Raw genomic sequence first — 14743 nt, 5'->3', positions numbered from 1 at the left:
TCGGGCGATCGCCATCCGAGCTTCTTTTGGGCGCGCTGGCAGTTGTACCAGCCAGCGATATGGGCGAACAGGGCGTTCTCGGCCTCGTCCCGGGTCCGCCAGGCCCGCCGATAGACCAACTCGGCCTTCAACGAGAACGCATCCCGCACCGCCGCCGGCCAGAACGCGCCCTGCCCACACGGGATCCGGGTGGCGTCGGCCACCCACAATCGATTCGGCCGATCCGCGGTGATGGTCAAGCCTTACTACCGGGGCTGACCTGCTGTTTCTGCTCGCCGACGGGACTCGAACCAGTAACCTGCCGTTTCCGGTTCGGGGGCTGGCCGGTGTTCACACCCGATCACGCAGGGTCACGATGGACGATCTACCTGCGACGATGACGGCGGCGCGATACACGGTCACTCACGGAGGATCACGGCCGGTCACCGCGAATGTCTGGTGTAATTTTGGGAGGGATCAAATTCTTCGCTGCCGTCGCGGTCCGGCGTTTCGTGCGACGGCATGGGCCGCCTGGGTGCACGTTGGGCCGAGTGTCGCCCACGAAGGCGGCTGCTTCTTCATCTCGACGGCGCCCGAATTCGACACCCGGCCCGGGCGAGTTCGTGATGCCCTCGCCTCCGCTCGCCGGGACTGGCACACCCTCTACACCACCATCGTCACCGAGGCCCAGCAACTGGGCGAGATACGCCCCGAAATCGACCCGGCCGACCTGTCCTTCGAACTCGACGCTCTCGCCCGCATCGCTGCCGAGGACGCCGCCCTTCTCGACGACAACCCCCGATATGACCGGGCCCGTCGGATCATTGCGAACCGCCTGCACCAGGTGGCAACCGATACCACCACGCTCGACCACAACCCGCACTGAGCCACATCCCAGTGGCGATCATCGAAGTCGCCGGCTCCCCACAGGCCGTTCGAAGCTCGGGATCGTCGAGCGTTGGCGACGTCACCAGTGCGGCCAGCAACTCGGCGATGACTCCGACCAGGTGCGCGCGGTCCTCGCCGGGCTCGACGGCGTGCTGGCCGCGGGCTGTCGTCGCGACGGCTGGTAGCCGTCTCCGGGTCTACGGCCGGGTGCCGCGGCCCCATCGCGTCTCAGTGCTCTGCGTTCTCCACGATCCAGGCCGCGATCTGGGCACGGGAGGTGAAACCCAGTTTGGCCAGGATATTCTCCACATGCCCCTGAGCAGTGCGCGGGGAGACCACCAGCTTCGTCGCGATCTGCTTGTTGCTGAGCCCCCGCGCCACCAGTTCGGCGACCTGACGCTCACGTTTGGTCAACTTCACCACCGGACCGGACCGGGCGGCCCGATCGGTGGCCTTCTCTCCGAGCGCGTAGGCGACGGCGGTCTCCATATCCATCGCCTGCCCCCGCTCGTACGCCACATCGAAACGGCGATCTCCCGAACTCTCCCGCGCCCTACGCTCACATTCCTCGTGAAAGCGCGCCAAGTTGTGGAATACGGTCATCACCCGGCTACCCGTCGGCCACAGACCTTGCGCCGCGCCCATGAGCACCGCCGCGCGTTCGGCGCCGGCGGGAATATCGACGATCCAGGCCAGCGCCTCGAGACAGAACACGGTGAGCAGCTGATTGTTCAGCCCGCCGTTGACCCGTAACGCTTCGGCCAGGTAGTGCTCGGCACGGTCCCGCTCACCTTGCCGCCACGCGGTCACCCCCAGACCGCGCAGCGCAGCCCCACGATGGAGTAGCTCCCCACGCGGCTCGGTGACCGCGAGGATACCGCGCCAGTACTCGCTCGCGCGGGCGGCGTCACCGCGCACTTCGTGCGCCCAGGCCAGCAGGGTCAACGCATTGATTCTGAGGTGATTCGTCGGATCCGAGCCGGTGAGTTCCACGGCATATTCGAAACGCGACGACGCGCTTTCGGCATCCCCGCGGGAAAGAGCGAGCAGACCTTCGGAATAGGCGAACTGCGCCCGGACCATCGCCGCGGGCTGAGGTCCGGCCAGCGCTCGTGCCTCCTCCAGCAGAGCGGTCGCCTGCCGGAAATCACTGTGCACCGAGGCCAGCTTGCTTCCGGCGCAGAGTGCTTCGATACGAGCGCGGGGCGCATCGGCTCCAGAACAGGCGAGTACGCGGCTCAGCCAGGAGCGTCCTTCCCCGTACAGGCCCCGGAAGTGCCAGAACTCATAGAGTCCGGCGGCGATACGCAAGCCTGCTTCGGCCGCCTCCTCGGTGTCCTCGGACAGACAACCCTCCAGTGCGTCCCGGAGGTTGGGCTGTTCACGTTCGATGCGCGCAATCCAGCCGGGCTGTTGTTCACTGATCCACCCGGCCGCCGCGTCGGAGACCATCCGCCGATACCAGTCGCGGTGCCGCCGGCGTATTTCCCGATACCGACCGGATTTCTGCAACTCCTGGCGGCCGTACTTGCGCAGCATCTCCAGCATCCGGAAACGCACGACGGGACCGGATTCCTCCCGCACCAGGATGGACTTGTCCACCAGCGACGACAATACGTCGAGCAGGCTGCGGGGTGCCGGATCGATATCGCATACCCCCTCGACCGCATCCAGCTCACAGCTCCCGGCGAACACCGAAAGTTGCGTCCAGAGCTGCTGTTCGGCCGGGGTGCACAGATCGTAGCTCCAGTCGATGCAGAGCCGCAGCGTCTGCTGCCGCGCCGGGGCGGTACGACTGGCCCCCCGGGTGAGCACCGGAAAGCGATCGTCGAGTCGTTCCAGAATCTGCTGCGGCGACATGGCGCGCAGCCGCGCGGCCGCCAGCTCGATCGCCAGCGGCAGCCCCTCCAGCCTGGCGCAGATCTGGGCCACGGCGCCCTTGTTGTCCTCGTCGAGTTCGAAACCCGGTACGGCCGCCGCGGCACGCTCGGCGAACAGCGTCAACGCATCGAAGCGAGGCAACCCGAGCAACGTGGGCTCCCGGCTCGGGTCGGGAACCGTCAGCGGCGACAGCCGCACCACCGCTTCACCGGCGATGTTCAGCGGTTCGCGGCTGGTGACGAGGATGCGCAGGCCCGGGCACGCCTTCAGCAGCACCTCGTCCAGTTCCGCGACGGCGGCCACCAGCTGCTCGCAGTTGTCCAGCACCAGGAGCACATCGCGCGGACACAGGAACTCCACCAGCACCTCGAGCACCGGTCGAACCGATTCGTCGCGCACACCGACCGAGGCCGCCACGGCATCGACCAAGATCGAGCGCTCGGATACGTCGGTCAGGTCGATCCACCACACGCCGGCGAAATCCCGCTTGACCCGCGTGGCGACGCGCAGCGCCAGCCGCGTCTTCCCGACCCCGCCGGTCCCGGCCACGGTGACCAGCCGAGAGGTGGACAGTAGGTTCTTGACCTCCGCCACCTCACTGCGCCGATCGACGAGACCGGTCAACTCGAGCGGAAGGTTGCCGGACCGGCCGCCGATCGGCGACCGCGGCGGCAGCGCCCGGGGGCCCTCGCCGTGTCGCTCCGGAGTCGGCTGGTTTTGCAGCGCCATATCGGCCACCGCGTACCCGTGACGCCGCTGCACCTCCCTGATCGCCTCCCCGAGATCGGCCGCAGAGGGGCGCTCGCGGAAGTCGCGGTTCATGGCCGCCTCCACCACCTCGGATACATCCGCGGCGACACCGTGCTCACGCAGATCGGGTAGCGGCTGGCTGGTTATCCGCAGGAACTGGGTCACCATCTTCTCGCCGCTGCGGCGTTCGAACGCCGCATGCCCGGTGAGCGCACAGAACATCGTGGCACCGAGCCCGTACACATCGGCACCGGGAGTCGGTGCTTCACCTTCCAGCACCTCGGGCGCGGTGAACGCCGGAGACCCCGTCACCGTACCGGCCGCCGTCCGGAATCCGCCCGCGATATGCGCGATACCGAAATCGGTCAGCGCGGGCTCACCGTAGTCGGTGAGCAGGATGTTTCCCGGTTTCACATCCCGATGCACCATACCGGCCAGGTGCGCGCACTCGAGGGCGCCGGCAAGCTTCACCCCGAACCGCAGCACCTCTTCGGCGGGCAACGGGCCGTGCAGGCGGAGCCACCCTTCCAGGGAACCCAGCGGATAATACGGCGTCACGAGATAGGGACGCCCGGTGCGGGTGACCCCCTCCCCCAGCACAGTGACGATATTGGGGTGCCCGGTCAGTCGGCCCATCGCCCGCTGTTCCCGGATGAAACGCGCATGATTGTCCGCATCCGACTCGACGGCCAGCACCTTCACCGCAACCGTCCGGTCCAGGGACTCCTGGACACACCGGTAGACCACGCCGAACCCACCGCGGCCGATCTCCGTCGCGGCCTCGAAACCGACCGCGTCCAACTCCGCCACGACCGACTCCTGCGCCGTCGCCACCGACGATATCGGCTCGCGACGGGTTTGCAGAGGATCGTCGCCGGTCATCGGCCGAATGCGATCCACCGAGTAGTAGGTCCGCGGGCACCAGGCAACATCGACTCACCTTTCGCCACTGTCAACTGTATCCCCAAGAGAAACCCGGCGGTGAGATTCACGGGCGGCATATTGCGGCCTCACTTCGACACCCTCGGTATCCGTCGGCGATCGGCATCCCGACCCCCACGAAACGAACCTGCGCGATATCGCGGCCGAGACGGTGAGGTCTACTCGCTCGCCGCAGCGCGCGAGTATCTCGATCACCGCACCGCGTCGCGCACGGCCGGCCCCGTTCACCGGTGGTACCGCCGGCATCGGGTCCTGTGAACGCGGTGCGGGCCTCCTCTCCTGTGGGAGAGGAGGCCCGCACCGAACCAACAGTCGATCAGGCCCGAACCAGGTCTTGTTCCCCTTCCGGCCGGGCATCGGCTCCCGTACCGGTCCGCCCGTCGTTCTCCAGCGCAGCTCCCTCGATGTCGATGGTCGGGACGACGCGGTCCAGCCATTTCGGCAGCCGCCACGCCCGGTCCCCCAGCAACGACATGACCGCGGGAACGATCGTCATACGGACGAGGAAGGCATCCACGACAACACCCACGGCGAGCGAGAACCCGATCATCTTGACAGTCGGGTCCGGAGCGAGGACGAAGGCCGAGAATACTGCGATCATGATGACCGCGGCCGCGGTGACGACCCGGGCGCTGTGCGTGAAACCGGTGACCGTCGCAGTCCGCGCGTCGGCGCCGTGCAGGTAGTCCTCGCGCATTCGCGATACGAGGAACACCTCGTAGTCCATCGACAGCCCGAAGGTCACGCCGATCAGAATGATGGGCAGGAAGCTGACGATCGGGCCGGTGCTGTCGACTCCGAGCACGTCTGCCAGCCAACCCCACTGGAACACGGCGACTGTCGCACCGAAGGTAGCGGCCGTGGTGAGCAGGAACCCCAGCGCTGCTTTGAGCGGCACCAGTACCGATCGGAACACGACGGTGAGCAGGATCAACGACAGGCCGATGACGATTGCCAAGTAGATCGGCAGAGCGCTGGTGAGAGTATCGGACACGTCGATGGCGACGGCCGCGACGCCGGTGACGGCGATCGTGGCGTCGATACCGGGAGCTATATCGGAACGGATGGTGGCGATGAGCTTCTCGGTAGCGGGATCGGCGGGCCCGCCGGCCGGGACGACTGTGGTCAGCGAGGTACGTCCATCCGCGGCGAACTGCGCGGGTGCGACGGCCGTGACGCCGTCCAGTTCGCCGAGTGCCGCACCGAGTGCGGTGGTCGCCGCACTGCTGCGCTCAGGCGTATCGGGGCCGGCGACCACGACGATCTGGGAGTTGTACCCTTCGCCGAATCCTTCGGTGATCAGGTCGTAGGAAATACGCGCCGCCGTTGCCTCGGTGGCGGTGCCGTTGGTCGGCAGACCGAGCTGCATATCGCGTGCGGGCAGGGCTACGACGATCAAGCCGAGCACGGTGATCGCCACGACCCGGACCGGGCGCCTGGTGACGATTCCGACCCAGCGGGCACCGGCGGTGGGTTTTTCTGCTGGAACAGCGGATGCGCCGTCACCTGCGGGTGCCGCCGAGCGCGGTGCGCGCGGTTGTATCCGGTCACCGGCGAAGCCCAGCATCGCGGGCGTGAGGGTGAGCGCGACCAGCACCGCGACGAGAACCGCGGCAGCTGCCGCCAGACCCATGGTGCTCAGGAATGGGATGCCCACAGCGCTGAGCGCGGCGAGTGCGATGATCACGGTGCTGCCGGCGAACACCACGGCCGACCCGGCGGTGCCGATCGCGCGCCCGGCGGCGTCGACCGCACTGCGCCCCTTCGCCAGTTCCTGGCGATAGCGCGCGGTGATGAACAGTGCGTAGTCGATTCCGACGGCCAGGCCCAGCATCAAGGCGAGGATCGGGGTGACGCCGGTGAAGGTCACGAAGCCGCTGGCGGCATAGATGCCCGCTGTACCGACGCCGACGCCGACCAGGGCGGTGAGCATGGTCATGCCCGCCGCGATCAGCGAGCCGAACGTGAGGACGAGTACGACCGCGGCGACCGCGACACCGATGATCTCGGTCGCCCCGACTTCGGGGTCCGGGGTGGCGACTTCACCGCCGGGGGCGATTGTCGCACCGCTCCGTTCGGCGATCGCGGTGCCGAGCTGTTCGTAGGCTTGTTTGGTCTCCGGGGAGATATCGTTCGCCGACTGGGTGAATTGCACCTGGATGATGGCGTACCGGCCGTCCGGCGTCACCGCGCCGGACTGTTCCGGGGTGACCACCCCGGACACCCCGTCGAGGCCCCGCGCCGCATCGGCGACCTCGGCGAGGACGGCGCGACCGCCCGGCTCGGTGAAGGTAGTTCCCGGCGCGGCCCGCAGCGCGATACTGCCCGATGCTCCGGCGGCCTGGGGAAATTCGCGGGCCAGCGCATCCCGGGCGTCCTGGGATTCGGTGCCCGGAACGGTCAGCGCTGCTCCACTGCCGACATTGTGGAACGCCGCGGCGCCGGTGCCGATGAGGGCGAGCAACACGATCCACACCGCGAGAACAGTTCTACGCTGCGTGAACGCATACCTTCCCAGTCTGTTCAGGTAATTGGCCATGATCAATCAACTTTCGTCTGATACGAGGGGACGCGGCGCTGCGTAGGGTGGACCGGGCTCGATCACGCGTCGTCGTCGGCAGGCGATCGGTCGAGTGTGCGAAAGGCGATGGCGGACAGCACTTCTGCCGCCTCGCCGGGGTCGTCCAGCGGAATCCTCGACGCCGTGGCAGCGACACCGGCGATCACGACATAGGCGGCGCTGACGGCGTGTGGGGACTCATCTCCAGCGCACAACGCCCGGCGCAGCCGTCCCTCGGCGTCCGCCAGGTCGGCCATACCCGAGTTGGCGAGGAGAAATGGGATTTCGGCCTGGAGGAGATGCACCTTGTTCTTGTGATCGATGGCCAACCGGGCGAACCCGCGTACCGCCACGTCCTGGGCGGCACGTGGGGAGGTGGCGGCGCCGATCGCTTTGTCCAGCTCCGACAACGACTGCAGCAGATCGTGAGCCCATGCGACGATCAACTGCTCTTTGGTCGAGAAGTGGTACAGCACAGTGGCTTTGGAATATCCAGCCAGCTTGGCGACCTCGGCGATCGACGTCGCCCGGAAGCCGATCCCGGCGAACAGCTCCGATGCTGCGGCCAGGAGATCTGCCCTGGTGTCCTCGGATGTATGTCTGACCACAGCCGGAAACTTACACTGTCCGATCGGACAGACTCTAACCGATCGGACAGAATGTGACCGACCGGACAGCAACTATCCGATCGGACAGAATGTGACCGACCGGACAGTATCGTGAATCAAGGCATGAACTGGTGGTTGTGTCGAGGTGAGTGGGCGGACGAGTCGCAATTCCCGGCCGCGACCCACCTGGGCGAAGGGCCGCTGGGTGTTGTCATCCGAGTTGGCCCCAGTTGGGTTGATTGCCGCACGAATCCGGCCCGGCTGAGGTGTCGGTGCAACGGCGAAGCGCATGCCCTGCGCGGACGCTGTGGTTGTCAACGACACCCACGTCGCCCGCGCGATCGTTTCCGCCCAGCTTCCGTGGCCGGAGGTTGCGTCCTTTCCGTACGAATGCTTGCTTGACGTCGGAGTTCATTATTGAGCCCGGACCGGGAGTCAATTGGGGTGCGAATGTTGTCGAGGTGAGTGGTGCGTCTCCGGCAGCGGGGTGGCACCGAAACCGTCGAGGAGCGATGCCATGTATTCCATCTCCCGGGTTTCGTCGACCACCATGGTCGATGCCAATGCCCGGACCTCGTCGGTACCTGCAATCCGTGCGGCCGCCGTTGCCATGTCGATGCCGCCGTGGTGGTGGCGGAGCATCAATTGCAGGAACAACACGTTTGCGTCCCGGCCCACCGCGCTACCGAGTGTGTCCAGCTCGCTCTGGTCTGCCATGCCGTGCATGTGTCCTGGATCGGCGACCTCTTCGCCCATCCAGGACATGCTGGACTCGGTGGGTTGAACCGGATCGCCCCATAGTTGCAGCCAGCCTTGCATCTGACCGACCTGGATCAGCTGGTTCGTCTGGATGCTCATGGCCAGTGAGCCAACCAGCGGCTCCAGCTGCGGTGATGCCAGCTGCGTCATCAGTACCGCCTGATGGTGGTGGGTGGTCATCGCCTGGAGGAAGCCGACGTCCGCGCTGTTGCGCGTGTGGCCGGCGTCGGAGCGAGGGACGACGGCCAGCCCCCATCCGCCGATGACGCCGACGGAGGCGGCAACGAGAACCACCATCGTCAAACGAAGCATCTTGGGGGGACAAAACTTCGGTGGCTTGTCACCGTGGGTCCTGTCCGTCACTGTGTCGGTGTCCATCACTGTATCGGTGTCCGTCAAAGCCATATCCGTCACTGGTCAGCCTCCGTGGTAGGCGCCGTTGTCGAATTGCAGGGCGAGGAATCCGTTGTCCTGGCAGGTCACCCACAGTTGGTTTCCGACGAACCGCGGCGGTGAGGAGCAGTAGTCCGCGGACAGGTCGGCCGGTCCGAACTGTAGCGGCGGGTTACCGACGTTGAGGTTCTCGGCATCGGAGACTACGGGCATGTACGGCGCCACGAGCCCGTTCGCGTGTTCGGAGTTTTTCAGCAGCTCACGCTTGCCGACCTGTGCGGGCGGGTTGAAGTACGCGATTTCCTTGACTTTCGATATGTCCGAGATGTCGAAGACGCGGACCCCCGACTGGAAGAACCCGCATGCCAGAGCGGTCGGGTCGACCACTCGATTCACGGAGCAGTAGTGGGTGTCGTACCCGAACATGCCGTTGCCCGCCGTGTCCTCTCGCCGGAGATCGATGTTCTGGGGCTGGTTGATCTCGAGCTTGATGCGGCTGGTCACAGTGGGATTTGTTTCGTCGGAGATGTCGAGTATGCGGATCCCGCCGGAGCTGAACTCGTCCCAGGTCACCAAATAGGGGCGGTCGTTGACGGTGAGCGGGATCGATGCCTGGCTGATCAGACCGTCGGACCAGGACATGGAGGAGACTTGGCGCAGCTGAGGGAAGGGGCGGCGGCTCTGAATGTCGCTGACGTCGAAGGTGTTCAGTCCTGCAGGCAGCGCGTTGGAGACGTAGATTCGGTTGCCATCCTCGCTGACCGACAGCCCATGGTTGAACAGTCCGGTGCTGCCGACGAACAGGGTGCGGGGGTGCGCGGGATCGGCGACGTCGATCGCTGTAATGACCCCGCCGGTCAGCCCGGTGGCCCAGTAGGTGTTCCCGTCGGGGGACCAGTTCCCCTCGTGCCCGAGGGTGTTGACCGGGATCGTGAGGTTGGTGCCGTTCACGCCGTTGAGCAGCCGGGGGTGGGCGCAGTCGGTGGCGATGTCGTAGACGTCGAACGATCCGACGCCGACCGCGATGCCGCCGGCCACCGCACCCAGCAGGCCGCGCGCCTCATTTACTTTCAGCGATTCCCAGGTGCCGCCGATCATCGCGGGACTGGACAGGACGGCTGTCAGTACCGGGTGGGCGGGATCGGAGACGTCCAGCACGCTGACCCCGGAACTCTTCGCGCCGAGGGTTCCAGGAAATGAGGACGCCAGGTAGGCGCAGTGCTTATAGGTGGGATTGACCCACGACGCACCTTCGCCTTGGTACTGGCCGACCAGCGACAGGTTGCAGCTGTAGCCGAGCTGGCTGCGGCCGCTATCGCGGTCGGCCTTCGGTACCTGACCCTGCACTCCGGTCTCCGGCGACGATCCGTCACCGCACTCGGCGCGCGGAATCGCCGCGGTAGGCTCTACAGCGGCGGCCGGCGCGGTGATGACTTGCTGCTGTCCGAAAATTAACAGCGACAACGCAAATGCCGTCACGAGCGGTCTTGCTCGCATGTGGTGTCCTCTCCTTCTCACCCCAGGGGCACTCGGTCCCGGCAGGGCGGGTGATTCCTACGCCGCTCTTTCGCTGGGCGTTGGAGTTCGGTTCAGCCGTCCTGCAATCGGCCCATCGTCGTGTGCTGTGGTCACGCAGAGAAGCGCGATGACCTCGCCGAGTGCAGTGGAGTCAGCCTGCCACTCTCCTGGGTGGCCGTCATCACACCTTTGGCTGAATGCGATTCGCCTAAAGGGGGTGATTTGCTCCTGCTGAGATTCCCGAACTATATGTGCCAGAACTATTTTCACAATGCACGAAATCCCGGCCGCTGTATTGTCTGCGGCCGGGCGACGGGATCGAATGTGTTTGAGTGCGCAGCGCGCCCGCCGGTCAGGATTCCGGTAGCCCCGGCGGGCTGGATCGATCGGTACTACACCGTGGTGATTGCCCGGATTTTTTCGTCGAGTGACCGTCGGCCGATGGGAAAGGGCATCCCGATCAGATCGTGCGCGTGGGGCGCGCCCGGGAGAAGGTGCAGTTCGCAGGAGACACCGGCTGAGAGGAGGCGTCGCGCGTAGTCGAGAGCTTCGTCGCGGAAGATGTCGAGTTCCCCGACTTCGATGTAGGCCGGCGCGAGGCCGGTGAAGTCATCGAGGCGAGCTGGTGCGGCGACCGGTGAGACCGAGGGTGAACCGATGTCGTCGCCGAGAAGGGCGTGCCAGCCGGTGTAGTTGTTGTCGTAGGTCCAGGTCGCGGTGGGCGCGAGTGCGGGGTCCGGGGTGGTGTTGCGGTCGTCGAGCATGGGATAGATCAGGATCTGGCGGGCAAGATCGATGCCATTGTCGCGCGCGAGGATTGCCGCTCCGGCGCCGACGCCGCCGCCGCCGCTGTCACCCATGAGTGCGATGCGCGCCGCATCGACACCCAACTTGTCGGCGTTGTCGAACAACCACGAGATTGCGGCGAACGCGTCCTCGGCCGGGGCGGTGCCGGGGAATTCCGGGGCGAGGCGGTAATCCACGGCGAGGAAGGGAACGCCGGTCAGGTGAACGTAGTGCCGGATCAGAGGCTCGTACACGTCGACCGATCCGCAGATCATGCCGCCGCCGTGCACGAAAACGATCGCGGCGCCGGGCTTGTCGGTGCCGCGGGTGTACCAGCGCATCGGAACGGTGGTGCCGTCTGCGCTGATCGCCTCGAAGGCGGCCGCATCGACTTCAGGTGCGGACGGCAGGTTGGCGAGCAGGGTTGTCAGTGTCTGGTTGGTGATTTCGCGTAGTGCGAGAGGATCGTCGCGTTCGGGCAGTGCCACATCGGCGGCGGCCTCGGCGCCGGCGGCCAGTGCAGCGGCGATGTCATGGTCGAGTTGCAGCGGCATTCGAAGGTCTTTCCTCTGGGGCGGTCTCGGGGCAGGGCACGGGTAGTCCAGTCGAGGGGTGACTCTGGTTAGCGAAGGTCGACGTGTACCGACGGGATCTGCTCTGCTCCGTCGGCCACCCAGGATGGCAGCAGGTCGGCGATCTGGCCGGCCAGCTGATACGGGTCGAGCGGCAGTGGGTCGTGGAGCCATTCGGAGAGCACTCCGAGAATTCCGCCCACGAGGAAGGCGGCGGCATGACGGGAGTCGAGGCCGGTGGGTCTGTTCGGGCTGGCGGCGATCGCCTCCACCGTTTGCCGGACCAGGGCCTCGCGCAGCTCCTCACGGGCCGAACCGTCGTTCGAGGTGGCGACCAGCGCGGTGAAGAGGGGGCGGTGGTCGGCGATGTGGGCGAAGAACGCGCCATAACCGAGCTGCGAACGCGCCACCTTTGTCCCACCACGCGGCGGCGGCACCGCGTCAGGATTCTCGCCGAACTCCTCGAGAACTGAACGCACGGCTGCGACCGCCAGCTCTTCGATGGAACTGAAGTGGGTGTAAAAGGCGCCCCGGCTGACCCCGGCGGCCTGCACCAACGAGGCCACCGACGGCAGACGCCCGGATCGCGCGATCTCCCGTTCCGCCTCGGCAAGAAGCAACGCTCGCGTCCGCCGCGAGCGGGGATCCTCAGGATTGCCCGACCGCATGAACGCGGCGGGCGGTATGCCGGTCAGTGCCATGGTCAGACCATAACGACTAATTGACATGTGTGCAATAGCTCACGATTGCGGGAAAAGGGGCGGCGACCACCCACCCCCGGGGCGCGGACCAGCGCCGTCTCGTTCGTCACCGCGCTCCGGCGCAGGGTATCAATCTCCTTGCCGCGGAATATTTTTGATTACTGCGGTCTCAGCGTTCCGCTTGCGCGACCGTGTGGGCACGGCGGGTATCGCACAGAACGCATCGATGGTCGGCGTCGTCGACCCCGCCTTGCGGACAACCGACAGCCCGTGCGCGATACGCGGCGTGATCGTCCGGTAGGTGATATCCGGTCGCGTGCGGGCGAGTGAGTCCGGGAGCAGGGTGGCGCCGACGCCGGCGGCCACCAGACTGAGCAGCATATGGATATCCGTGCATTCGGCAGCGACATCGGGGGTGAGCCGGGCTTGGGAGAAGACCTCGTCGAACCCGGCCCGCATACTCGAGTACGCGCCCGGTACGACCAGCGGGTGCTCCGCAAGAGTTTCCAGGCCGATCGTGGCCCGCGCCGGGGCCTGGTCCTCGGCGAACACTGCACCCCAGCGCTCGGTGCCCGCGTCCACAGCCAGCAGATCACGCGGGACGTGGTCCGATCGCATGATTCCCACGTCGTGCCGTCCGGAACGCAGGCCACTGACGATCTCGGTATCGCCGGCCGGCTCGTGGACTACGCATACCGCTCCGGGATGGCGGTCGCGGAAATCCCGGATCATGCGGGTGGCTACCGCTGTGGCTGTGCGGATATGCACCAGGTCGACGCGACCGCTCACCGGATGCTCGGCCGCACTGACCGCCGCCCGTGCACAGTCGGCTTGCTCCAGGGCCGCCCGCGCATGGACGAGAAAGGTCTGGCCTGCCGCGGTCGGGACCACTTGCCGGGGCAAACGCACGAAAAGGCTGGCGCGTAGCTCGGTTTCCAACCGGGAGATCGCATAGGACAGCGACGGCTGGGATACGTGCAAGACCGCCGCGGCCCGGGTGAAGCTGCCGTGATCCGCCACGGCGACCGCACCGCGAAGCTGATGCAGATCCATGATCAGACCATACTTACCGTATAAAGGCTGTCTATAGATAGGTCGTAATCTCGGTATTGGACGCCACCGGCCTCGGGTCGTAGAACGGTTCCCAGGGAGGCGATGTCATCGCCCCGGAAGGAGTCGGGCAATGTGCGAACCGTTCGGTGCGGTCGATTGGATGTCACGGCGGGGACTGTTCAAGGGCGCGGCTGTCGCGGCGGGCGCGACAGCCGGTGCGGCCGTCACCGGCGCGGCACCCGCCGCGGCGGTGGCCCGTCCCGTCATCCGCGGCGGGAACGACGCGGAAGGCTATCGAACCCGTCTGGTGCTGCTCGGCACGGCCGGCGGCCCCACCTGGTGGACCGGCTCCGACCGCCATCGGGCGGGCATATCCTCCGCTGTCGTCGTCGGCGACGCGGTCTACCTGGTCGACTGCGGTGAGGGGATGGGCCGGCGCTACGAGCAGGCGGGCCTGTTCTCGCAATCGCCGGCCTCCGACTTCACCGAACTGCGTGCCGTCTTCCTCACCCACCTGCACTCCGACCATATCGCCGGCTATCCGCCGCTGATGCTCTACGGGCTTCCCGGGGGCGGACTCGGCACCCCCGATCGGCCGGTGCAGGTATTCGGACCGGGACGCCGCGGCGCCCTGCCGGGAGTCTTTCCCCCGGGACGCCCCGTGCCGCCGGTGAGCCCCGGCAACCCATGGCCCGGCACCGTGGATATGACCGATCTGATCTTGCAGGCGTTCGCCACCGACCTCAACGACCGGATCCGGGATACCGCCGCACCCGATATCTACGCTCGCCTCGTTGCCCACGATATTGCGCTGCCACCCGGCGCGGGCGCGGATCCGAACACTATCAGCGCACCACGGCTCGACCGTCCCATCGAGGTGTACGAGGACGACCTGGTCAAGGTCACCGCGACGCTGGTCGACCACCGGCCGGTGTTTCCGGCCTTCGCGTTCCGGTTCGATACCGACGACGGCTCGATCACCTTCTCCGGCGATACGACGGTCTGCGACAACCTGCCCGCCCTGGCCGAGGGCTCGGATATCCTCGTGCACGAGGTCGTCGATCCCCAGTGGGTCGACGCCAGCCTGGATCGGATGCCGCTGACGCCGGACGAGCGCGCCGCCTACCGGCAACATCTGATCGGCGCGCATACGACGATCGAACAGGTCGGGCCCGTCGCCGAAAGCGCGGGGGCCAAGATGCTGTTGCTGTCCCACTACGGACCGGGCGACCACCCACCGGAACGCTGGCACGGCGCCCAGCAAGGCTATTCCGGAAATTTCCGGCTCGGCGAGGACCTGATGCAGATCGGTGTCGGCACACGCCCACGGTGAGACCCGCTGCCACAGAGAGC

The 14743-nt window shown here is 66.5% G+C and carries 10 protein-coding genes and 1 pseudogene; 2 read left to right on the top strand and 9 right to left on the bottom strand.

Features of this window, described 5'->3' with window-relative positions; translation table 11 throughout:
- Window positions 1–2 precede the first annotated feature (2 nt).
- Window positions 3–149: pseudogene (locus IEY68_RS37250) on the bottom strand (IS3 family transposase); the annotation flags it as partial.
- A gap of 365 nt (window positions 150–514) precedes the next feature.
- Here IEY68_RS37250 and IEY68_RS32340 point away from each other — a divergent pair.
- Complete coding sequence (locus IEY68_RS32340; RefSeq protein WP_063000764.1) at window positions 515–865, top strand: TetR family transcriptional regulator C-terminal domain-containing protein; 351 nt, start codon at window positions 515–517, stop codon at window positions 863–865.
- 230 nt (window positions 866–1095) lie between these two features.
- Here the strand turns inward: IEY68_RS32340 and IEY68_RS32335 are convergent, their stop codons facing one another.
- From IEY68_RS32335 to IEY68_RS32300, 8 genes are all read right to left on the bottom strand, one after another.
- Complete coding sequence (locus IEY68_RS32335; protein WP_063000762.1) at window positions 1096–4380, bottom strand: protein kinase domain-containing protein; 3285 nt, start codon at window positions 4378–4380, stop codon at window positions 1096–1098.
- Between the two features lie 376 nt (window positions 4381–4756).
- On the bottom strand, window positions 4757–6979 hold the full coding sequence (locus IEY68_RS32330) for an MMPL family transporter (protein ID WP_063916466.1): 2223 nt from the start codon (window positions 6977–6979) through the stop codon (window positions 4757–4759).
- 62 nt (window positions 6980–7041) lie between these two features.
- A complete protein-coding gene (locus IEY68_RS32325) occupies window positions 7042–7608 on the bottom strand; it encodes a TetR/AcrR family transcriptional regulator (protein WP_063000760.1) in 567 nt (188 codons plus the stop codon).
- Window positions 7609–8043: 435 nt separating this feature from the next.
- A complete protein-coding gene (locus tag IEY68_RS32320) occupies window positions 8044–8772 on the bottom strand; it encodes a DUF305 domain-containing protein (protein ID WP_229719171.1) in 729 nt (242 codons plus the stop codon).
- 12 nt (window positions 8773–8784) lie between these two features.
- Entirely contained in the window at window positions 8785–10257 is a 1473-nt protein-coding gene (locus tag IEY68_RS32315) for an LVIVD repeat-containing protein (protein WP_063000755.1), read from the bottom strand.
- A 413-nt stretch (window positions 10258–10670) separates the two neighbouring features.
- Window positions 10671–11618, bottom strand: a complete 948-nt coding sequence (locus IEY68_RS32310; protein WP_063000753.1) for an alpha/beta hydrolase — start codon at window positions 11616–11618, stop codon at window positions 10671–10673.
- Window positions 11619–11686: 68 nt separating this feature from the next.
- Window positions 11687–12337, bottom strand: coding sequence for a TetR/AcrR family transcriptional regulator (locus IEY68_RS32305; protein WP_063000751.1), 651 nt, complete (start codon window positions 12335–12337; stop codon window positions 11687–11689).
- 129 nt (window positions 12338–12466) lie between these two features.
- Window positions 12467–13390 (bottom strand): LysR family transcriptional regulator, encoded by a 924-nt coding sequence (locus IEY68_RS32300; RefSeq protein ID WP_063000749.1) that lies wholly within the window; start codon window positions 13388–13390, stop codon window positions 12467–12469.
- A gap of 130 nt (window positions 13391–13520) precedes the next feature.
- Between IEY68_RS32300 and IEY68_RS32295 the strand changes: the two genes are divergently transcribed.
- On the top strand, window positions 13521–14723 hold the full coding sequence (locus tag IEY68_RS32295; RefSeq protein ID WP_063000747.1) for an MBL fold metallo-hydrolase: 1203 nt from the start codon (window positions 13521–13523) through the stop codon (window positions 14721–14723).
- Window positions 14724–14743: the final 20 nt, after the last annotated feature.

The sequence above is a fragment of the Nocardia jinanensis genome, from assembly GCF_014645735.1.
Lineage (GTDB): Bacteria > Actinomycetota > Actinomycetes > Mycobacteriales > Mycobacteriaceae > Nocardia > Nocardia jinanensis.
The sequence above is the reverse complement of the archived record's forward strand: the minus strand, read 5'-3'. Positions and strand labels throughout refer to the sequence as shown.

Coding starts and splice junctions, on each gene's coding strand:
- IEY68_RS32315 (WP_063000755.1), bottom strand. CDS start 10,257: ATGCGAGCAAGACCGCTCGTGACGGCATTTGCGTTGTCGCTGTTAATT.
- IEY68_RS32335 (WP_063000762.1), bottom strand. CDS start 4,380: ATGACCGGCGACGATCCTCTGCAAACCCGTCGCGAGCCGATATCGTCG.
- IEY68_RS32305 (WP_063000751.1), bottom strand. CDS start 12,337: ATGGCACTGACCGGCATACCGCCCGCCGCGTTCATGCGGTCGGGCAAT.
- IEY68_RS32295 (WP_063000747.1), top strand. CDS start 13,521: ATGTGCGAACCGTTCGGTGCGGTCGATTGGATGTCACGGCGGGGACTG.
- IEY68_RS32320 (WP_229719171.1), bottom strand. CDS start 8,772: ATGGCTTTGACGGACACCGATACAGTGATGGACACCGACACAGTGACG.
- IEY68_RS32310 (WP_063000753.1), bottom strand. CDS start 11,618: ATGCCGCTGCAACTCGACCATGACATCGCCGCTGCACTGGCCGCCGGC.
- IEY68_RS32330 (WP_063916466.1), bottom strand. CDS start 6,979: ATGGCCAATTACCTGAACAGACTGGGAAGGTATGCGTTCACGCAGCGT.
- IEY68_RS32300 (WP_063000749.1), bottom strand. CDS start 13,390: ATGGATCTGCATCAGCTTCGCGGTGCGGTCGCCGTGGCGGATCACGGC.